The organism is Rhodococcus sp. NPDC003382, assembly GCF_053589135.1.
Map to the genome: position 1 here is coordinate 34,040 of NZ_JBSFRH010000035.1, position 19,084 is coordinate 53,123.

General features: G+C 66.3%; 17 protein-coding genes and 2 riboswitches. Of the genes, 6 read left to right on the top strand and 11 right to left on the bottom strand.

All coding sequences use genetic code 11. The features are described 5' to 3' along the window. Positions 1-338: 338 nt before the first annotated feature. The 5 genes from ACWDUD_RS21695 to ACWDUD_RS21715 form a co-directional block, all read right to left on the bottom strand. Positions 339-650 (bottom strand): DUF2510 domain-containing protein, encoded by a 312-nt coding sequence (locus tag ACWDUD_RS21695; RefSeq protein ID WP_450110624.1) that lies wholly within the window; start codon positions 648-650, stop codon positions 339-341. Beyond that, positions 647-1,717, bottom strand: coding sequence for a pentapeptide repeat-containing protein (locus ACWDUD_RS21700; protein WP_450110625.1), 1,071 nt, complete (start codon positions 1,715-1,717; stop codon positions 647-649). Before ACWDUD_RS21700 ends, ACWDUD_RS21695 begins: the two co-directional genes overlap by 4 nt. A gap of 132 nt (positions 1,718-1,849) precedes the next feature. Beyond that, entirely contained in the window at positions 1,850-2,644 is a 795-nt protein-coding gene (locus ACWDUD_RS21705; protein ID WP_450110626.1) for a hypothetical protein, read from the bottom strand. Between the two features lie 232 nt (positions 2,645-2,876). Continuing rightward, a complete protein-coding gene (locus ACWDUD_RS21710; RefSeq protein WP_450110627.1) occupies positions 2,877-3,494 on the bottom strand; it encodes a vWA domain-containing protein in 618 nt (205 codons plus the stop codon). 31 nt (positions 3,495-3,525) lie between these two features. Further along, positions 3,526-4,908, bottom strand: coding sequence for an aminotransferase-like domain-containing protein (locus ACWDUD_RS21715; protein ID WP_450110628.1), 1,383 nt, complete (start codon positions 4,906-4,908; stop codon positions 3,526-3,528). 302 nt (positions 4,909-5,210) lie between these two features. Between ACWDUD_RS21715 and ACWDUD_RS21720 the strand changes: the two genes are divergently transcribed. Further along, positions 5,211-5,678 carry an N-acetyltransferase family protein gene (locus ACWDUD_RS21720; RefSeq protein ID WP_450110629.1) on the top strand — a complete coding sequence of 156 codons (468 nt, stop codon included), beginning with the start codon at positions 5,211-5,213 and terminating at the stop codon, positions 5,676-5,678. A 376-nt stretch (positions 5,679-6,054) separates the two neighbouring features. Here ACWDUD_RS21720 and ACWDUD_RS21725 read toward each other — a convergent pair whose 3' ends face one another. From ACWDUD_RS21725 to ACWDUD_RS21735, 3 genes are all read right to left on the bottom strand, one after another. After that, a complete protein-coding gene (locus tag ACWDUD_RS21725; RefSeq protein WP_450110630.1) occupies positions 6,055-6,195 on the bottom strand; it encodes a hypothetical protein in 141 nt (46 codons plus the stop codon). Between the two features lie 408 nt (positions 6,196-6,603). Continuing rightward, positions 6,604-7,029, bottom strand: a complete 426-nt coding sequence (locus tag ACWDUD_RS21730; RefSeq protein WP_450110631.1) for a hypothetical protein — start codon at positions 7,027-7,029, stop codon at positions 6,604-6,606. A gap of 311 nt (positions 7,030-7,340) precedes the next feature. Continuing rightward, positions 7,341-7,958, bottom strand: coding sequence for a hypothetical protein (locus ACWDUD_RS21735; RefSeq protein WP_450110632.1), 618 nt, complete (start codon positions 7,956-7,958; stop codon positions 7,341-7,343). A 54-nt stretch (positions 7,959-8,012) separates the two neighbouring features. On the opposite strand from ACWDUD_RS21735, the gene ACWDUD_RS21740 reads away from it, so the two are divergent. Together ACWDUD_RS21740 and metE are read left to right on the top strand one after the other, a co-directional pair. Continuing rightward, a complete protein-coding gene (locus ACWDUD_RS21740; protein ID WP_450110633.1) occupies positions 8,013-8,600 on the top strand; it encodes a hypothetical protein in 588 nt (195 codons plus the stop codon). Between the two features lie 767 nt (positions 8,601-9,367). Beyond that, a riboswitch (cobalamin riboswitch) is annotated at positions 9,368-9,575 on the top strand. Between the two features lie 153 nt (positions 9,576-9,728). Next, the gene (metE, locus tag ACWDUD_RS21745; protein ID WP_450110634.1) at positions 9,729-12,008 is read left to right on the top strand and encodes a 5-methyltetrahydropteroyltriglutamate--homocysteine S-methyltransferase; all 2,280 of its coding nucleotides are present in this window, start codon (positions 9,729-9,731) and stop codon (positions 12,006-12,008) included. Between the two features lie 157 nt (positions 12,009-12,165). Here the strand turns inward: metE and ACWDUD_RS21750 are convergent, their stop codons facing one another. The 3 genes from ACWDUD_RS21750 to prpD are packed head-to-tail and all read right to left on the bottom strand — an operon-like array spanning position 12,166 to position 15,735. Next, positions 12,166-13,290, bottom strand: coding sequence for a bifunctional 2-methylcitrate synthase/citrate synthase (locus tag ACWDUD_RS21750; protein WP_450110635.1), 1,125 nt, complete (start codon positions 13,288-13,290; stop codon positions 12,166-12,168). 26 nt (positions 13,291-13,316) lie between these two features. Next, the gene (gene prpB, locus ACWDUD_RS21755; protein ID WP_450110636.1) at positions 13,317-14,231 is read right to left on the bottom strand and encodes a methylisocitrate lyase; all 915 of its coding nucleotides are present in this window, start codon (positions 14,229-14,231) and stop codon (positions 13,317-13,319) included. Position 14,232: 1 nt separating this feature from the next. Next, complete coding sequence (gene prpD / locus ACWDUD_RS21760; protein WP_450110637.1) at positions 14,233-15,735, bottom strand: 2-methylcitrate dehydratase PrpD; 1,503 nt, start codon at positions 15,733-15,735, stop codon at positions 14,233-14,235. Positions 15,736-15,892: 157 nt separating this feature from the next. On the opposite strand from prpD, the gene ACWDUD_RS21765 reads away from it, so the two are divergent. The 3 genes from ACWDUD_RS21765 (at position 15,893) to ACWDUD_RS21775 (ending at position 19,031) form a co-directional block, all read left to right on the top strand. Beyond that, positions 15,893-17,317: a short-chain fatty acyl-CoA regulator family protein gene (locus tag ACWDUD_RS21765; protein WP_450110638.1), complete on the top strand. Its 1,425-nt coding sequence runs from the start codon at positions 15,893-15,895 to the stop codon at positions 17,315-17,317. Continuing rightward, positions 17,314-17,703: a WhiB family transcriptional regulator gene (locus tag ACWDUD_RS21770; RefSeq protein WP_450110639.1), complete on the top strand. Its 390-nt coding sequence runs from the start codon at positions 17,314-17,316 to the stop codon at positions 17,701-17,703. Before ACWDUD_RS21765 ends, ACWDUD_RS21770 begins: the two co-directional genes overlap by 4 nt. A 124-nt stretch (positions 17,704-17,827) precedes the next feature. Beyond that, a riboswitch (cobalamin riboswitch) is annotated at positions 17,828-17,958 on the top strand. 317 nt (positions 17,959-18,275) lie between these two features. Next, a complete protein-coding gene (locus tag ACWDUD_RS21775) occupies positions 18,276-19,031 on the top strand; it encodes a class I SAM-dependent methyltransferase (RefSeq protein WP_450110640.1) in 756 nt (251 codons plus the stop codon). The last annotated feature ends 53 nt before the right edge of the window (positions 19,032-19,084 follow it).

Sequence of the window (19,084 nt, forward strand, 5' to 3'; positions counted from 1 at the left end):
CGTCACTGTCCACGAACGGCGACGCTACCGACGTGGACCGACACGGTCGGGAGGAGCAGAGGTCTGCGGGTTTTCCGATGCTGTCCGTCGGCATCGCCGCCGGACCGCGCCGTCGGTAGAGACTGCTCCTCGTTGGGGACCTGGCCGGGGTGGCTCAGCCCGATACCGTGCCGATAGTGCCTGCAGCTGCACGGCATCGACTGGTCGCCGGCGCATGAGCGACGGTGGCAAAACGATCACCGTTCCGTTGTCGCCGCGTTGCACCCCAGGTCGGTGGTCGATTCCGGGCATCGATCCTGCTCCCCAGGACTGACCACCAACCATCTCTGGGCCCTGAGTCACGGCGCGGTGTCCTGCTCTGCCACCACGGGGGAAGGCGCCGGATTCGTGTCCACGACGAGGGCGGTGTATCCCCAGACCACGAACAACACAACCGCGACCGCGGTGATGATCAACGCGCGTGTGGCATCTGTGGACATCGGCGTGCGCTGCGGCGCCGGATCCAGCGGCGGGGGCGTCTCGAGGCCGGCGACGGGCGGTCGCGAAATAGGACGGACCAACGTCGTCCACGCGGTGCCGTCCCACCAGCGTTGCAACCTGTCGTTACCCGGATCCTGATGCCACCCCAGAGGCCGCGGCGGCACGGTCATTTCCTCACCCCGATGGCGGTGGTGGTTGCGGTGGACCGGTCACGGACGGCGGCCGGCTGGGCGTCGGTCAGGTCCGCACCGGACAGATCCGCCGATTCCCACGTCGCGGTGCGCAGATCGACCCGCATGAGTTTGGCAGTGGTCAGATCCGTGCCGGTCAACTCGGTGCGATCGAGGGTGGCGGAGAGCAGGTGCGCTCCGCGCAGGACCGCATCGGTGAGGTCGGCGCCGGACAGATCGGCGCCGCTGAACGAGGCGAACGGTGCCGTGGCCCGGGTCAGATCCGCATCCGTCAGGACGGTGTCGGTGAACCGGGTGCCGGCCGCGACCGTCTCCCGCAGATCGGCGCCGGACAGGTCCGAGCCGGACAGGTCGGCCTCGGTGAGCACACTGCCGGTAGCGATGATCCCCGGTAGTGACCGCCCGCGCAGTACCATCGCGGCCAGGTCCGCCCCGGACAGGTCGACCCGGAACGGCCCGAGGTGTTTCCATGTGGTCAGGTGTGTGCACAGGCCGGCGCACAGTTGTCCGCGCACGATCCGCTCGTCGTGTTCGTCACCGTCACCGACGATGGTGCCGGGCACGAACCGTTCCAGGCGGTGGTTGGCGCGCAGGTATCCGCAGATCAACTCGAGGCACCGTTGGTGTTCGAGCAGGATCCGCTGCGGGTGGGCGGATCGGCGGGCGATCCGGCACCAGTCATCGGCCACCGCGAGCAGCTCGTACACCCCCACCAACCGCAGGGTCGCAGGATCCTGCGCGAGCATCCGCGCCCCGTCGAGCATGCGGGTGCGCAGACCCTGCACGTTCGCCGGTTCGACATCGAGGTGCCGATGGGTGGCCAGCATCTTCCGCTGCGCCGTCAAACCCCGACCGAACGTGACCGCCGAGGCTGCCAGCGCCACCGCCAGCATCACCGTGGCCACCGGCTGCGCGGTGGTGGCCCATCCGGAGGCGAGGTCGACCTGCCACCAGGTCGCCGCCAGGGCGGAGGCCCCGGCCAGGACTGCGCACCCGGCGGCGATGATCGTGATGGCACCGATGAGATAGCGCGGTAGTTGTCCCACGTGAAAACTCTTCCTGTTTCGCCCCCTGCCTGTTCCGGTCTCCCCACCCTGTTCTGGTGATGCTCTCGGGTCACCGTGTCACGGCAGCCACCACCTCCGCCGTAGTCCACGCACTCGTCGGCTGCACTGTGCTCACTGCAGTCGATCCACGGGCGCGACGAGGAGGTCCTCGACAACCGGAGTGTCGGCGTCCAGATCGATGTGACGCAGGATCTGCCCGGTCTCGTCGAGCAGGACATAGCGGCCCGGCAACAGACCGGTGAAGCGGAACTGCCCGTCGCAGGTGGCGGTGACCGTGCGGTCGATGCGGTCCTCGCACGCATCCGTTCCGGTCAGAAACAGACGGGTGCCGGGGTCGGTGTGGCCGGCGATCTGCCCGCTCGCCGTCGCCGGCACCGTCTTTCGTGCCCCGCCGGCACTGTTGTCTGAGGACCGATCCTCGGCCGGGCGGGTTGGTGCTCGCCCGGGCGGGGCGCACTCGGTGACCGGCGGTGCGGGGTGTTCGACCCGGTCGACGAGCCTCTCGCCCGAACGCAGACTCGCGGTGAACACGGAGCCGGCCGCGAAGGCAGCGGTGTCCGTGGCCGACTGCGGCACGGGAACCGGAACCGTGTGCACGGACCCGATGTCGAGCACACCCAGTTCGCAGACCAGCACCGACCGGGTCAGCGCGGGTGTGTCCTTCGGTACCCGGTCTTCGATATTGAGGACCTGGACGGTCACCGACGATCCGGGCGCGCACTCGGCAGGGACCCCATCCCAGGTCCGGAACTGTGCGGAAGTGAGAGTGAGGGTGAATGGGTCGGTGCGGGGTGCGTACACCACCGCGGTGATCCCCGCGGCCGCAGGCTCGGTCTCGATCTGCAGTGCGCGTACCGGCGGTAGCGGCGTCGCGGACGCGGCCGCCGGAACCACGGTCCCGGCCATCACTGCTGCTGCGCAGGCCCACACTCGAATCGATGTTCTCACCCGTTGTCTCCCCTCCTGGGGCCGGAACACACTGGGTGTTCCGACGAGGATTCCCGACACAGGTATTCATCGCCGAGTACTTATTGTCCGTTATCTCCTATTCAGGGTGACAATCGGGGTGACAACGACATGATGCCGTCGGTAAGGGCGGGTCGGACCCGCGGCAGGGGTCTGACCAGCCCTTACCCGTTCAGGGGAGGATGGTCGCGGCCCGTGCGGCCCGCAACCGGTCCGGATACTCCGCCAGCAGCAGCTCGTAGAGGCGGCTGTCCGGCAGGCTATCGACATTGTCGACGGCGAAGAACCCGGCGTTGTCGACCACACGCCCGGCCAGGGTGTCGAGTTTTTCCAGGACACCGAAGCCGCTACGGCCGATACCGATGAACTGCCAGAACGCCGGCCGCGACGACGCCTGCCGCGACAACACCTGCCGCATCAGCTTCTCGATGGCGGCGCGCTTGTGGAAGCCGCCGTCGGTGAAGAACAGCACGAGCGTGGGAACGCTGGTGTCACGGTCGAGGCTGGCGATCACCTCGGACATGATCGGAATCTCGTCGTTGACGCCCCCGATCTGCCGGTCGTAGTCGATTCCGCCGTGACGGCCGTGAAGGTGGATGTACTCGTCGATCCACTCGTCGGCGCGGTCGACGGTCACCTCCGGCAGCTTCGCGAACTGCACCCCGTACAGGTACGCCTCGAGTTGCCCGTCGGAATCGAGTTGGGTGGCCACCGGCACCATCCGGCGGACGATCTCGGCGACCTCGCCGCTGGAATAGCGGCTGCTCATCGACCCGGTCTTGTCGATCACCAGAATCACCCGCCCGACGTAGTCCCGCGCGTCACCGTTGAAGGATTTCTGAGAGTCGCCTGATGCCTTCGGTGATCTGACCTTCGGTTGCGGCACCGAACGAGAAGCGAAGGAACGGTGCGGGTGGTTCGTCGACGAAGAAATGGCGTCCGTCCCCGATGAGCACCCCGGCCGCATACGCTGCGGCGCACATCTCGCGGGTGTCGATGCCGTGAGGAAGTTTTGCCCAGAGATGGATGCCCCCGTGCGGGACGTGCGGGATGTGGATGTCGGGTGTGGTGGTGTGAAGTGCGGAGACGAGAGCGTCGCGCCGTGTCGCGAGTTCGGTGCGTAGGCGTTTGAGGTGGCGGGGCCACACATTCGAGGTCAGCAGTCCGTAGGCGATCTCCTGGACCAGCGGTGAGACACAGAGGTCGTCGGCGGTGCGAGAGGCCCGGAGCCGCTCACCTGCCGGGCCACGCGCGATGACGGCGCCGAGGCGCAGACCCGGGGAAGCCGGTTTGGACAGGGTGAGAATCGAGACGACGTGGCCGTGAGGGTCGTCGGTGAACAGCGGGGGTGGGGCCTGTCTGTCGATGTCGAGATATCTCGCCCAGTCGTCCTCGATGACGAATGCGCCGTGTCGGGCGGCGAGTTCGAGTATCTGCGTTCGGCGTTCTGCACCGAGGACGGCTCCGGTGGGATTGGCGTAGCCCGGCTGGAGGTAGACCACCCTGGCTCGCGTGCGGTCGAGTTCGTCGGCGAGACGGTCGGTGAGGATCCCGTCGGCGTCGGCAGGGACCGAGGAGAGGTTGAGGCCCGCGCTCTGCGCGGCGAGGATCGCGCCGGGGTAGCTGGGGCTTTCGGTGATGACTGTCGAGCCCGGTTCGGCGAGTGTGCGCAGTGCGAAGACCAGGCCCTGCTGCCCGCCGGAGACCACCAGAACGTCGTTCGGATCGGCTCGGTATTCGGAGGCGAGGATTCGCCGTAGTTCCGGCGATCCCGCGGGCGGGGTCATCATCCAGGCGCGAGCACTTTTCGCCGCCCGGGAGCCGATGCGATGCAGGTCCTGGGTCGGCAGTAGTTCGGGGGCGAGGTATCCCCAGGAGAGCGGGATGTGTTCGGCGGTGCCGTAGCCGCCCAGGCGGGCGGCACGGTCGGCGTCGACTCGGGCGTGGCCGAGGGCTTGGGACTGCCAGGAGAAGTCCGGTTCCGGTGTCCGGTCGCGGCCGGAGACGAATGTTCCCCGTCCGGGCTCGGCCCGTACCAGCCCGAGTGTGGTCAGTTCCGAGAGGGCCGAGGAGATGGTGGCTGCACTGGCCTGGAATTCGGTCGAGAGTTCTCGCACGCCCGGCAGCTTCTCGCCGGGGCGCATCGTGGTGATGCGGTTGCGGAGGTGTGTAGCAATTTCCGTCGCCCTGTTATCATTGGACATGAGATTAATAAATAACGTTACTCACATGTTCGCAACATTGTTACCCTGCCGATCGGGTGTCAAGTCGTCCGTCTCGGTGGCACGCCGATGAACCGCGATGCCTCTGCTGCGTGCGATGCCGCAGTGTCCCTGGGTCCTCGCGGGCCTCCGCTGGATGCTTGTCGATTCCCTGGCCGTGTCCGACGCCTGCGCGCAGTGCCTGCCGTATCGGATCTTCGATCCGGGCGGGCCGGGAACGTTCAGGCGGTGCGCCGGCACGGGCCGTTCTGCCGAGACCTTCACATCACCGATAGGAGCCACCGATGGCAACGACCGCCACCATTGCGACGATCAGGCCGCTCGCCGCGGCCGACGAGGTTCGTTGGCGCGTCCTCTTCCGCGCATACCGCGAGTTCTACACGCTGCCCGCGTCAGAGGATGTCGTCTCCCGGGTGTGGGGATGGTTCATGGATCCCCGGCACGAGTGCAAAGCTCTGGTGGCCGAAATGGACGGCGAGATCCTCGGGTTCGCGCACCATCGTCGGTTCTCCTCCCCGTACACCGGCACCACCGGTCTGTTCCTCGACGACCTGTTCACCGATCCGGCCGTTCGAGGGCGGGGTGTGGGACGAGCACTGATCGAGCGTCTTACCGAAATGGCCGCCGCCGAAGGGCGTTCGGTGGTGCAGTGGGTCACTGCCGAGGACAACCACCAGGCCCAGGCCCTCTACAACACTCTCGCCACCCGAACGCGGTGGGTCACCTACGAAGCCGGACCCTCGAGGATCTGAGCCTGGCGGCAGGAAACCCGCCGCGACCGCGGGCTTCTCGTGAGCGGTGGTTTGTGTCGGTGAGTGATGGGGGCGCCTCATCGACCGTCCGGTAACATCCGGTCCGTTCTGTCCGATTTCAGGGATGGTTGCCGTGAACTACCCCCGACATGTTCACCGCGACCTCTCCCATGCGCCCCGCCTCCGCTCCCCGGAGGCGGGGCGCAGTCGCGTTCGGTCAGGTCTTCGCCGCCGTACACTGACGGTGGCTGCAACCGGCTGCCTGCGATGCGTTGGGGAGTAGCCGTTCGGCGCTCCGCCTCTGCTCCCGGGAGGTGGAGCGCTCGTGTGTTTGTTTGTCGGTCGAAGAATCCCGTTCGGACCGGTAGCGGCGATGTCATCCGGCCAAGAGCAGCAGCACGACAAGGATGATCGTGGTCCCGAGTGCTGCAGCGATCGCCAGGTCGCCGCGGCGTGAGTTCGCGTCATCGAACAGTGGCTCGTCGAGGCGCCATCGCCACGGCATCTTTCGGCTCATGTCGACAGAAAACCCGAATGCCCGGTTTGTCGGCAATGGGTTCCTCGCCACACTCAGGCTCGTTCGCCGGGTACGGCGCGAGAGTGGTGGGTGGGCCCGAGTGCTGACCAGGCATTCCCCATGCCCGGGAAGTACTGGCCCGTGTCCGATCGTGGCAGGTTCGAGTTGCGGGTGTGAAAGGTTTCCTCGGGCAGGGGCAGACCCCGTCGGCTGATGCAGGGGGTGCCGACGGGGCCTGTGTCGCCGGACAGCGTCAGACGGCGACGGCAGGAGTCAATCACAACCACGTTCGGCCGGACGGTATTTTCTTCGCTTACGACCGCTCGGTCCGGTAGGGCTGAAAGTCCCGAATGCATGGGTCGTTAGAGTTTTTTGTACCCCCCGTTCCGGGGCCGTAGTGGGTGGCGGTCAGTAGTGGGGGGTGATGAGGATCCGACCTGGGGTGTCGGTGAGCACGACGCCGTAGCTGGTGGTGTAGGTGGCGAGTTCGGGGGCGCTGACCTGGGCGTGACAAAGGGTCGTTGCGGGGTGGATCAGGGGTGGTCCTCCGGTCAGGCAGTGCACGTCGATGTGGTGGTTGTGGGTGAGGGTGGTGCCGGCGAGTTCAGCGGAGGCGTGGGCGCGGACAGCGTTTTCGACGTCGTGGGGATTGAGGGCGCCGGTGGTGGGGTCCGGTGTCAGGTCGATGGTGGCCGGTGGTGGGGGCGGGGCGCCGGTTTCGACGGTGGCGTCCATTCGGTGGGTGGGTTCGGCGGGGTCGGTGTCGTCGGTTCCGCATGCGGCGAGAGTGAGTGGGAGCAGGAATAGTGCGCCGATGCAGGTCCGGGATCGCATCGGTCGAGTGTGTCAGGCACAGGGGTTTCGGCGGGCCGCGCCGGACGGGGGGCGAGCGACGGCTCTACGAGCGCTTCCCGTAACACGGGATGTGCCGGGGCCAGGGGGGTGAGATGACCCGTCGAACCTGCACCAGCCCGCACCGGCGAAGGGATGTCCGGATGACGGAGCATGCCCACCTGCCACCGAGGATGTTCGAGACTGCCAGCGACCTCGCAACATCGCCGTATCCACCGGCGCCCGGAGGCTACCGCGACTACAGGGGGATCGACCGAGCGCATCGCCGTGCACCGACAGGACTGACGAAGCGATCACCGATGCGGTGCTACCGACAGTGCGGCCCGGACACGGTGCAGATCCAGGCTCTGCTGATCTTCCAGATCCCGTGCTCGGCCACGAGCGGGACGACGGCGCCGGCGCCGGGCGCGACGGTGATGGCCTGCGCAGCGCCGCCGGGAGGCACCGGTGCCCACCACCGAGACCACCAGAGCCTGCACACCATCCGGTACGACACTGATGGCGCGTAAGGTCGCCTCGCCCGTGTGCGCTACCTGCTGGACAGGATCAGGTGTCTCGACAGTGGCGCCTTCGAACAGACGCACGCGCGTATTCAGATCCAGGTCGTAGTCGAACGCGGCAGCCAGCATCTCGGTGACCTGCTCCGCAGAGGGAATCGTGGAGGCGGGCAACTCAAGAGACGAGTGCGCCGGTGGGGACGTTTCTGCAGAAGTGGAGGCGGGCACTGTGGCCGGCGAGCCCGGATCGGTGCTGCACCCGCAGAACGCAACAACTCCGACGAGGGCGGCAGCGATGCTGCTCAGCAGGCGTGCTGTCACGGAAGGGTCCTTGCTGGTGTGCGGTGTCGAACAGGGTCGAGACGCCAGGATATCGATGCCGATCGCGCCAGGCTCGGCGTCGAGCCCGCCCATACCTCCAGGACAGCAACTTGTTCAGCGTGCAGCTACGGCAGTGATACTGGCTGCGTGAGCATCACACGGTGTGACGAAGTGACAGCGGCGCGCTGGATCGAACAGCGCCCCGAGGACTGGAGGCGACTCGCCGCACGGGGCCCGGCCTGTTTCGACAGATATGCGCGTCTACGGATCATCCCGGACCCGAGCTACCCGGGACAAAAGGAAAGTGAGATCCCCGCCGACCCAGCTGCCGTGCACGACACGGACCAGATCGGTGTCGTACTGGCCGAATTGGCCCGGTACACCGGAACACCGGATGATTGCTACTTCCTGGTCTGGGACGGGTGGCCGAGCTTTCGCCCTGACGATCCGATGCCGAAGGTGTCGATCCCGAACCGCGACTACTTCCTGTTCCACGGCACCCTCGCAGACTTCCCCGACTGGAACAGCCAAATCGAGGCGCTCCTCGACGACATCGAGGCGCCGACGCCGGCGTTCGTGTGGCCGGCCGATCGGGCCTGGTGTGTGACCTGCGACGTCGATCCACATTTCGCCACGATCGGCGGATCCGCCGAGGCGATCGACACGATCGTGGCCTTGCGGGAGGTCGATGTCGTCGAGGACGACCCTGATCGGGAGCCGCCGTACTACTGCTGACGACCCGAGATCGTCTGCCGCGTTGCGGTGATGCTGAATGTCGTCGTCGCCCGGACAAGTATTCGTCGGACATGCGCTGGTTCTGCACAGCTATGGATGTCGATCGCGGGACTCCCGCACCGTCCAGAAACGAAAAATGCGTTCACCTGGCAGTTCAGCGTCGATGGTGCGTAAACGGAAATTTACGACACCCATCCCGCAGAAACCGTGAGTGACCACGACGCAGGGGCCAACGAGCCCGGTTCACCCACGTTCTCTCGATGCTTGTCGAGATGCAGCGAAGATGAGCGAGATGGGCGGGGCAGATTAACTGGGCCGACCGCAGCTTTATAAAGCTTCTGAGCTGCGGTTTCCCGGAATGAAACCTTGACTGGCGCCTCGTCTCACCGAGACTCTGTCAGTCTGTAGCGGCGTGTCCTGTCAATCTTCACTGCATCTCGACAATGCTGGCGAGATGCAGCGCAGATCAACGTGAGACCAGACGGATTGACTGGATGATCGGGCTCGCGAACGGACCGACCTGCGGTTTCTCTGAGAGCATCCGGGGTCTCACTGAATGTGTACCGCTTGACACCATGCTCGCTTCACAGCCGAAACGGAATCGGTCCCCTCGCCAGTACATCGATCGCTCCGCGAATTAGATGAGTTCGACACGACCGCGGTCGCCGTAAGGAGGTGCGTGTGTGTCCACTGCCTGATGGGGGTTATGCGGGGTTATATAGTCGACGCTGCGAGCGGTTCGCCGTGCCTGTCGTGAGGAGCCCCGAAGACAACGCACGCGCGTCGAAGCACCCTGCCGGGTGCGAGAGGGAACCCGGTGTGACTCCGGGACTGTCCCGCAGCGGTATGCAGGAACGACCGCCGTCATCAGCACTGGAACCCAACCGGTTCCGGGAAGCGACGGCCAGTAGGTTCCCGTCCGGACACGGATGTGGAGCGCCTGCGAGTCCGAAGACCTGCCGATCGTGTCGGACACGCCGTGTCCGACGGTATGCCACCTCGTGGAATGGGTGCGCGACCTGATCGGCAAACCCTTCGAACCGGGTTCGAAGCAGGGGCTCGTATCGGTGATTCGTGCGCTCGTCGGGTGGTATGTCATCAGCGACGAACACCGGAGAACCACCCCTGATGTCTGTATCGACAGCACCTTTCACGGCCACCGTGCTCGGCTCCGCACGTATCGGCCCCCACCGCGAACTGAAGAAGGCGATCGAGGCCTACTGGTCCGGCCGCATGGAACGACCAGCTCTCGAAGCCGTCGCCGCGCAACTACGCGCGGACACGTGGACCAGGCAACGCACCGCGGGCCTCGACTCGATCCCGGTCGGCACCTTCTCCCTCTACGATCACGTGCTCGACACCGCCTTCATGCTCGGTGCCGTACCCGAGCGGGTCGCCGGAATCCGCAACGACCTCGATCGCTACTTCGCAGCCGCCCGCGGTACCGCGGCCGTCGCGCCGCTCGAGATGACCAAATGGTTCGACACCAACTACCACTATCTGGTGCCCGAGATCGGACCGGACACCGTGTTCCGGCTCGACGCCACCCGTCTGCTCGCCGAGCTCACCCAGGCCCACACGCTGGGGGTTCCGGCACGCCCGGTGGTGCTCGGCCCGATCACATTCCTGAAACTGAGCAAACCCGTCGACGGCCAGGGCCCGCTGCTCGACCGGATCGGCGAATTGGTTCCGCTGTACGCGGCCCTGCTCGGCCGGCTGCGCGACGCCGGAGCCTCCTGGGTACAGATCGACGAACCGGCCCTGGTCACCGACCTCGACGACACCGATCTCGACGTGGTGACCGCCGTGTACCAGCGGCTCGGTGAGGTCCGGCACCGCCCGGCGATTCTCGTCGCTTCCTACTTCGGGCAGCTCGGCCCGGCCCTTCCGCGGCTCGCCCGCACGGCGATCGACGGAATCGCGATCGACCTGGCCAGCGGTCCTCCGGATTCGCTCACCGACGTTCCGGAGTTGGCCGGCAAACTGGTGGTTGCCGGCATCGTCGACGGCCGCAACATCTGGCGCAACGACCTCGAGCAGTCCCTCACCACCCTCATCGGGCTGCGCGATCAGGCAGCCGCGGTGGCAGTGTCGACGTCCTGCTCGCTGCTGCACGTGCCGTACACCGTCGCCGCCGAAACCCGGCTGGACAAATCCTTGCGCTGCTGGCTGGCGTTCGGTGCGGAGAAGGAACGCGAGGTGGTCACGCTCGCGACCGCCCTGGACGAGGGGCGTGACGCCGTCGCCGACGAGCTGGCGTCCTCACGGACCGCCGCCGCGGTGCGACGCAGCGACCCTCGCCTCCACGATGCCCGGGTCCGGGAAGAGCTCGCTGCGCTCGGACCCGACCGCGGCCGCAGCACACCGGCGGCCGAACGACGTGGCATCCAGCAGGAGCGTCTTCGATTGCCCGTCCTGCCGACCACCACGATCGGCTCGTACCCGCAGACGTCCCGGATCCGTGTCGCGCGCGCGGACCTGCGCGCCGGCCGCATCGAACAAGCCGAGTACGTGCACCGGATGCGTGCCGAGATCGACGACGTCATTGCGCTGCAGGAAGAGCTGGGCCTCGACGTGCTCGTGCACGGTGAACCCGAACGCAACGACATGGTGCAGTATTTCGCCGAGCAACTCGACGGCTTCTTCGCCACCGACAACGGTTGGGTCCAGTCCTACGGAACCCGGTGCGTGCGACCGCCGATCCTGTACGGCGACGTCACCCGCAACAGCCCGATGACCGTCGACTGGATCACCTTCGCGCAGTCCTGCACCGACAAGCCGGTCAAGGGCATGCTCACCGGGCCGGTGACGATCCTCGCCTGGTCGTTCGTACGCGACGACCAACCACTGGCCGACACCGCCGATCAGGTGGCGCTCGCCATCCGACAGGAGACGATCGACCTCGAGACGGCAGGAGTCGGGATAATCCAGGTCGACGAGCCGGCACTGCGCGAGCTACTGCCGTTGCGTGCCGCGGACAAGGACGAGTACCTCACTTGGTCGGTGGGCGCATTCCGGCTCGCGACATCGGGCGTCGGCGACGACACGCAGATCCACACCCACCTGTGCTATTCCGAGTTCGGTGAAGTGATCGACGCGATCGCCGGGCTCGATGCCGACGTCACCTCCATCGAGGCGGCCCGCTCGCACATGGAGATCCTCACGGATCTGGACGCCGCCGGGTTCAACGTCGGTGTCGGCCCGGGTGTGTACGACATCCATGCGCCGCGGGTTCCGAGTGTCGAGGAGATCGCGTCGCTGCTGCGCAAGGCGCTGGCTGCGGTGCCGGCAGAGCGCTTGTGGGTCAACCCGGACTGCGGGCTCAAGACCCGCGGACCGGCAGAGGTCAAGGAGTCGTTGGCAAACATGGTCGCTGCGGCCAGGGCCGTGCGCACCGAGATTCTGTGACGGACACGCGATGAACCGGTGGCCCGGACCGGGCTGATGCCGATCCGGGCCACCGGTGCCGTCGGTAACGATCCTCAGCGCCTCACTCGCCGTGCCTGCGCGAGGACCGCGAAGCGCGCTTGGCGGATTCCCTTGCGGAAGCGCTGCTTGGTGGACGTCAGGCCACGACGGACCGTTGCGGGACGCCGGTGTATTGACTGAGCGGGCGGATCAGGGCGTTGGATGCGCCCTGCTCGATGATGTGCGCGGTCCACCCGGTGATCCGGCTCATGACGAAGATCGGGGTGAACACCTCGATGTCGAAGCCCATCAGGTGATAGGCGGGCCCCGTGGGGAAGTCGAGGTTCGGCTCGATGCCGGTGGCATCGGCCATGGTCTTCTCGAGGATGTCGTACAGCCGCACCCACTTCTCGCCACCGGTGTGCGCGGCGACGTCGAGGAAGGCCTTCTTCATCGTCGGCACCCGGGAGTCACCGTTCTTGTACACCCGGTGCCCGAATCCCATCACCTTCTCCTTGCGGGACAGCTTGCCGCGCATCCATTCCTCGGCGCGTTCGGGTTCACCGATCTCGAGCATGTCGTGCATCACGGCCTCGTTCGCACCGCCGTGCAGCGGACCCTTGAGGGTTCCGATCGCGGCGGTGACGGCGCTGTAGATGTCGGACAGGGTGGAGGTGACGACCCGGGCCGCGAACGTGGAGGCGTTGAAACTGTGCTCCGCATACAGGATCAGCGACACTTCGAACGCCTTCACGATCTGCGCATCCGGCACCTTCCCGAAGCACATGTTCAGGAAGTTCTCGGCGAACCCGAGCGAGTGGTGCGGAGCGATCGGGTCCTGGCCGCGGCGCCGCCGATGGTCGGCGGCGACGATCGTCGGCAGCACGGCCATCATGCGAAGCGCCTTCTCGCGGTTCGCCTTCGGATCGTTGTCCCATTCCTGCGGATCCTCGGCGCCGAGGTAGCTGATCGCGGTGCGCACCACATCCATCGGATGGCAGTTCTCGGGCATCTTCGCCACCAGCGCCAGCAGGGATCGGTCGGCACGCCGGTTCGCGCGCTCGCGCTGACAGAACAGTGCGAGCTGGGCATCGGTGGGTAGTTCGCCGTTCCACAGCAGGTAGGCGACCTGTTCGAAGCTGCAGTGCGCTGCCAGATCCTGGACCGCGTAGCCGCGGTAGGTCAGTGAGTTGGTCTCGGGCACCACCTTGGAGATCGCGGTGGTGTCGACGACGACGCCGGCCAGGCCCTTGTAGATGGTGGGGACTGCGGTCTCGGTCATCGACGAACCGTGGTGCGTAGCTGTCATCACTGGCTCCTCGAGAGGGTGAAGTTGAAGACTTCGGAGTCGAACTCGTTGTAGCGCTCGTACTCGAGCAGTTCGTACAGTCGTGACCGCGTCTGCATCTCGGCGAGGAGGGTCTCCTGGGTGCCTTCCTCGTGGATCACCCGCAGGCCGCGCTCGATCGCGCCCATCGCCAACCGCAGGGTGGTGACGGGGTAGATCACCGCGTTGTAGCCGATGGCTTCGAGCGCCTGTGCCGGGATGAGCGCGGACTTGCCGAACTCGGTCATGTTCGACAGCAACGGGATATCGACCGCGCCGCGGAACTTCTCGAAATCGGCGCGGGTATGCAGGGCCTCGGTGAAGATCAGGTCCGCCCCGGCGTCCGCGTAGGCCTTCGCGCGTTCGATCGCGGCCTCGATCCCGTCGATCCCGGCTGCATCGGTGCGTGCGCAGATCACGAAGTTCGGGTCCCGTCGCGCGGAGACCGCGGCGCGCAGCCGACGAACCATTTCCTCGGTCGGCACGATGGCCTTGCCGTCGAGATGCCCGCAGCGCTTGGGATTGACCTGGTCCTCGAGGTGCAGTCCGGCGAGCCCGGCGTCCTCGAAGACCGTCACGGTGCGGGCCGCCGACATCGGCTCACCGAATCCGGTGTCCGCGTCGACGAGTACCGGAAGGTCGGTGGAACGGGCGATCTGGGCACTGTGTGCGGCGACCTCGGTGAGTGTGGTCAGGCCGATGTCGGGCAGACCGAGGGCGGCCGAGAACGCGCCGCCCGAGACGTAGACGCCTTCGAAGCCGATCTCCTGGATCAGTTTTGCGGTCAGAGGGTTGATCGCGCCCGGGAGCCGAGTGATCTTCTCCGAGGTCAGCGACGCCCGGAATGCGATGCGCTTGTCTGCCGCGGAGGTCGTGGCGGAGATGAGGCCGGACATGTCAGAACAGTCCCTTCGGCGACTTCGGGGCGCGGGCCAGAACCTCGTCGGACACGGTGAAGGTGAGCTGGTTCAGCTCGCCGGCCGCCAGCGCGGGAGTGCGCTGCGCAGTATCGAGGAAGCGGTCCTGCTCGGCCGGTGCGACCACACCTTCGGCGAGGGTGCGGAACTTGGCGATGTACTGGTCGCGGGCGAACGGGCGCGCACCCAGCGGATGCGCATCGGCGATCGCGAGCTCGTCGACGATCACCTCGCCGCTCTTCAACGTGACCTCGGCGCGAGCACCGAACGCCTTCTCGTCCGGGTCGGTCGAGTGGTAGCGGCGGGTCCACTCGGGGTCCTCGGCGGTGGAGATCTTGCGCCAGAGCTCGATGGTGTCGGGTCGCTGCGCACGCTCGGGAGCGTAGGAACGCTCGTGGTGCCAGGTGCCGTCCTGCAGCGCGACGGCGAAGATGTACATCACCGAGTGATCGAGGGTTTCGCGGCTGGCCTGGGGGTCGAACTTCTGCGGATCGTTCGATCCGGTGCCGATGACGACATGCGTGTGGTGGCTGGTGTGCAGCACGATCGACGCGATCTGATCCAGGTCGCCGATGCGCTCGCGCATCCGGCGGGCAAGGTCGATCGGCGCCTGGCTCTGGTACTCGGCCGAATGCTCCTTGGTGTAGGTGTCGAGGATGGCCCGTTTGGCCTCGCCCGGACCGGGCAGCGGCACATGGTATTCGGCGTTCGGTCCGCCGAGCAGCCAGGCGATGACACCGTCCTCGCCTTCCCAGATCGGCGACGGTGCTCCCTCGCCGCGCAATGCCCGGTCGATGGCCTCGACGGCCATCTTCCCGGCGAAGGCCGGTGCGTACGCCTTCCAGCTCGAGATCTGACCCTTGCGGGATTGACGGGTCGCGGTCGTGGTGTGCAGTGCCTGTCCGATCGCCTGGTAGACGGTGCCGGTGTCGAGGCCGAGCAGCGTCCCGATGCCGGCTGCGGCCGAGGGGCCGAGGTGGGCGACATGGTCGATCTTGTGTTCGTGCAGGCAGATCGCACGCACCAGATCGACCTGGATCTCGTAACCGGTGGCCAGGCCGCGGATCAGGTCCGCACCGCTGCGGCCGGTGTGCTGGGCGACGGCAAGGATCGACGGGATGTTGTCGCCCGGGTGCGAGTACTCCGCCGCGAGGAACGTGTCGTGGAAGTCGAGCTCGCGGACCGCGACCCCGTTCGCCCATGCTGCCCACTCGGGCGAGAATGTACCGCCGACGCCGAACACCGTGGAGCCGGGGGAGTAGGGATGGGCCAGTGCCTGAGCGCGAGCGTTGGAGACCGGACGCCGGCTGACCGATGCTGCGGCGACAGCCGCGTTGTCGATGATCCGGTTGACGATCATCTCCTCGGTCTCGGTCGGCACCTCGATCGCATCGGTGGCGACCTCGGCGATCTTCCACGCGAGATGGTCGTGCTTGGGGAACTCTTCGGCGGAACGATGAGTGCGGACGAGATGGGTTTTCACTACACAACCTTCCAGGGGGGCACAGCCGTCACAGCGGCTGATTTGCACGCTATGCACACCGTGTCGGAGGGGAAATACCTTGCACAGGAGGATTTGTGTGTAACCCGGTCACCGAATCTGCGAAAGTTGCGAAATCCGGTGTTGCTAGTTTCTGCACATGCAGAAGCTGTATGCAGGTGCGCGGTTGCGTCGGCTGCGTGAAGAACGGGGCCTGACCCAGACCGCCCTGGCCCGGCTGCTGCAGTTGTCCACCAGCTACGTCAACCAACTCGAGAACGATCAGCGACCGCTGACCGTGCCGGTGTTGCTGCGTCTGAACTCGACCTTCGACCTCGACATGGGGTTCTTCGCCGTCGACAGCGATGCCCGGCTCGTTGCCGATCTGCAGGACGTCTTCGCCGACCATGCCACCGCCGAGACCACCGCCGCGGAGATCGACGACCTGGTCACCCGCTATCCTGCTGCAGCGCAGGTCCTGGTCACCATGCACCGGCGGCTGCGCGGCGCCACCGAACAGGTCGAACGTCTGTCACCGACTCATGACGGCGTTTCCGCAGAGCCGCCGTTGTCGATGCCCTACGAGGACGTGCGGGACTTCTTCTACGACCGGCGTAATCACATCGCCGAGCTCGACGATGCAGCAGAACAGATGTTCGTGTCCCGGGATTTGTCCCTCGGTGGTCTGGATCTGCAGCTGGCGCGGCTGCTGCGCGACGAGCACGCGATCACCGTGCGGATCCGCACCGATGCACCCGGTGTGCCCGGTCCGAAGCGCAGTTACGACCCCGCCACGAGAACCCTTGCTCTCGCCCGTCGCCTCAGTCACGGCCAGCGCGCCTTCCATCTGGCCACCCAACTCGCTTTTCTCACCCAGAAACGCACTATCGGCGCACTCGCCGCTGCCGCCGTGAACCTCTCGGCCGAATCGAAGTCCCTCGCACGGATCGGCCTGGCCAACTACTTCGCCGGAGCGCTCATCCTGCCCTACACGCAGTTCCTGCGTACGGCCGAAACCTTGCACTACGACATCGATCTGATCGGAAGTGCCTTCGAGGTCGGATTCGAAACCGTCTGCCACCGTCTGTCGACCCTCCAACGGCCCGGGCAACGCGGAGTGCCGTTTTTCTTCGTCCGCACCGACAAGGCCGGAAATATCTCGAAACGACAATCAGCCACCGCATTTCACTTCTCCCGTGTCGGAGGGAGCTGCCCGTTGTGGGTCGTCCACGACACCTTCTCCACACCGGGCCGGATCCGCACGCAGGTCGCCCAGATGCCCGATGGACGAAAATACCTCTGGATCGCACGTACCACCGACGAACACCCCACCGGAGGACATCTGTCTCCACCCCGAAGTTTCGCCATCGGACTCGGCTGCGACCTCGCCCACGCCCACAAACTCGTCTACGCCCGAGGACTGAACCTCGATGATCCCGTCACGACCGTCCCGATCGGAGCCGGCTGCAAGGTCTGCGACCGCACCGACTGCGCTCAACGCGCCTTCCCCCAGGCCGGTCGCACTCTCGACATCGACGAACACCGAGCGCCCACCATCCCCTACACCCCCGGATCCTCCGAATGACGAGCCGGACTCCGACCACGGCTGCGGACCGCTCGCACCACGGCGGCACCGCACGTTCGGCACCCGAAGCACGGGCACGTTGGTGGGACGCAGCCGTGTGCCGATTCTTCGGGCCGACGTTGTTCTTCGCTTCCGACGACGAAACTCGCGGACAACGCGCACGACGTGAACGCACCGCCAAACGCATCTGTCACCCCTGCCCGGCACGTGCAGATTGCCTGCAGCACGCGCTGGCCACCGGCGAGACCTACGGCGTGTGGGGCGGAACAACCGAGCGTGAACGCCTGGGCGCCTCCTACCCGGCGGACACTGTCCCGATGGAAAGTTCTGCAAGAACCACCCGGGGACACAGACGAGATCGTGAGCACCTGAATGCCACGAACTAGGAAAAACCCCAGGCCAGAACCACGGCTCTCCTGGCCGATCCGACAGCAACGTGCCCGACGCGCAGGGACACGGTCGCACAGATGCGAGGAGAGCAACCGGCAACTCGATCGTCCTGTCCGTTTTGCTAGATTCATCGAGCCAGGTAGCCCCGGAGACGGAGCCAGGTGGAATCCGGTGAGAATCCGGAGCTGACGCGCAACGGTATGGGGTCGTACGACCCCGAGCCCGATACCCTGCTGGACCGGTGACGCCTCGCCGTCCCCGGTCGTAACGTGTGGCCCGCTCGCGTGCAGCGGCCACGGGAAGTTCGATGCGCCATGCACCGAAGTAGTCGGAAGTCAGCAGCAGCAGCTGTTCTCGTCCGGGCCGACCCGGCCCTCGGCAGTAACGTCGACAGCGCCGAAGACAGGATCCGGTTCCGCGGATCGGACCCGGTCGCCAGTCGTGTGACCGCGGTGCCAAACAAGCGGTCCATCATCCTCGAAGCCGCGACCATGATGGACCCGTCCGTCCGCAATATCGCCGGAATCGAGCAACGTGTCGTGGGCCTGCGCGAACCGGGTGTGACGCGATGACACCCGCGGAACTCGTCGAGCGCTGGGACAGGCAGCAAGCCGCCTACATCGCCGAACGGGAAAGCCGTTTCACCGCGATGCTCGACACCCTCGAGTTCGCCACCGGTGGCGAGTTCACCGCGCTCGACCTCGCCTGCGGCCCCGGATCACTGACCGCGCGGATCCTCGACCGGTTTCCGCAGTCCCGGATCGTCGCCGTCGACTACGACCCGATGCTGCTCGCACTCGCCCGCGACTATCTCGCCGGGTACGCAGACCGGGTGCGCTTCGTCGACGCCGATCTCACCGATCCTCACTGGACGGACCTGGTGGCCGCCCAGCTCGACACCGCGCCTCACGCCGTGGTGTCGACCACCGCGTTGCATTGGTTGCGTCCTGAGCAGTTGATCGGCTTGTACACACAGATCAGGTCGGTGCTCGCGCCCGACGGGATTTTCCTCAACGGTGACCATTTTCGCTTCGACGACCGTGATGGGCACATCACCCTGTGGTCGGCGCAGCACGACCGGCGCACGCAGCAACACAGCTTTGCTGCCGGCGCGGACGAGTGGGATCAGTGGTGGGACCTGCTGCGCGCACACCCCCGGATCGGGACGCTACAGGACGAGCGGACAGCCAGATTCGCCGAACGCGACGGTACTGCTCCGACCGGTGTGCAGTTTCAGCTCGCCGCGTTGCGACACGCCGGATTCGCCGAATCGGGAACCGTCTGGCAGCTGTTCGACGACTACGTCGTGTATGGAATCGCCTGACAGAGTCATGCCACATCGCTGTGCCCCCGACCGTCCTTCGACGGATGTGCTGA

Excerpts from the sequence above, each read along its gene's own strand:
- ACWDUD_RS21695 (WP_450110624.1), bottom strand. The coding sequence starts at position 650 with ATGACCGTGCCGCCGCGGCCTCTGGGGTGGCATCAGGATCCGGGTAAC.
- ACWDUD_RS21705 (WP_450110626.1), bottom strand. The coding sequence starts at position 2,644 with ATGGCCGGGACCGTGGTTCCGGCGGCCGCGTCCGCGACGCCGCTACCG.
- ACWDUD_RS21715 (WP_450110628.1), bottom strand. The coding sequence starts at position 4,908 with ATGTCCAATGATAACAGGGCGACGGAAATTGCTACACACCTCCGCAAC.
- ACWDUD_RS21720 (WP_450110629.1), top strand. The coding sequence starts at position 5,211 with ATGGCAACGACCGCCACCATTGCGACGATCAGGCCGCTCGCCGCGGCC.
- ACWDUD_RS21725 (WP_450110630.1), bottom strand. The coding sequence starts at position 6,195 with ATGAGCCGAAAGATGCCGTGGCGATGGCGCCTCGACGAGCCACTGTTC.
- ACWDUD_RS21730 (WP_450110631.1), bottom strand. The coding sequence starts at position 7,029 with ATGCGATCCCGGACCTGCATCGGCGCACTATTCCTGCTCCCACTCACT.
- ACWDUD_RS21735 (WP_450110632.1), bottom strand. The coding sequence starts at position 7,958 with ATGGGCGGGCTCGACGCCGAGCCTGGCGCGATCGGCATCGATATCCTG.
- metE (WP_450110634.1), top strand. The coding sequence starts at position 9,729 with ATGTCTGTATCGACAGCACCTTTCACGGCCACCGTGCTCGGCTCCGCA.
- ACWDUD_RS21750 (WP_450110635.1), bottom strand. The coding sequence starts at position 13,290 with ATGACCGAGACCGCAGTCCCCACCATCTACAAGGGCCTGGCCGGCGTC.
- prpB (WP_450110636.1), bottom strand. The coding sequence starts at position 14,231 with ATGTCCGGCCTCATCTCCGCCACGACCTCCGCGGCAGACAAGCGCATC.
- ACWDUD_RS21765 (WP_450110638.1), top strand. The coding sequence starts at position 15,893 with ATGCAGAAGCTGTATGCAGGTGCGCGGTTGCGTCGGCTGCGTGAAGAA.
- ACWDUD_RS21770 (WP_450110639.1), top strand. The coding sequence starts at position 17,314 with ATGACGAGCCGGACTCCGACCACGGCTGCGGACCGCTCGCACCACGGC.
- ACWDUD_RS21775 (WP_450110640.1), top strand. The coding sequence starts at position 18,276 with ATGACACCCGCGGAACTCGTCGAGCGCTGGGACAGGCAGCAAGCCGCC.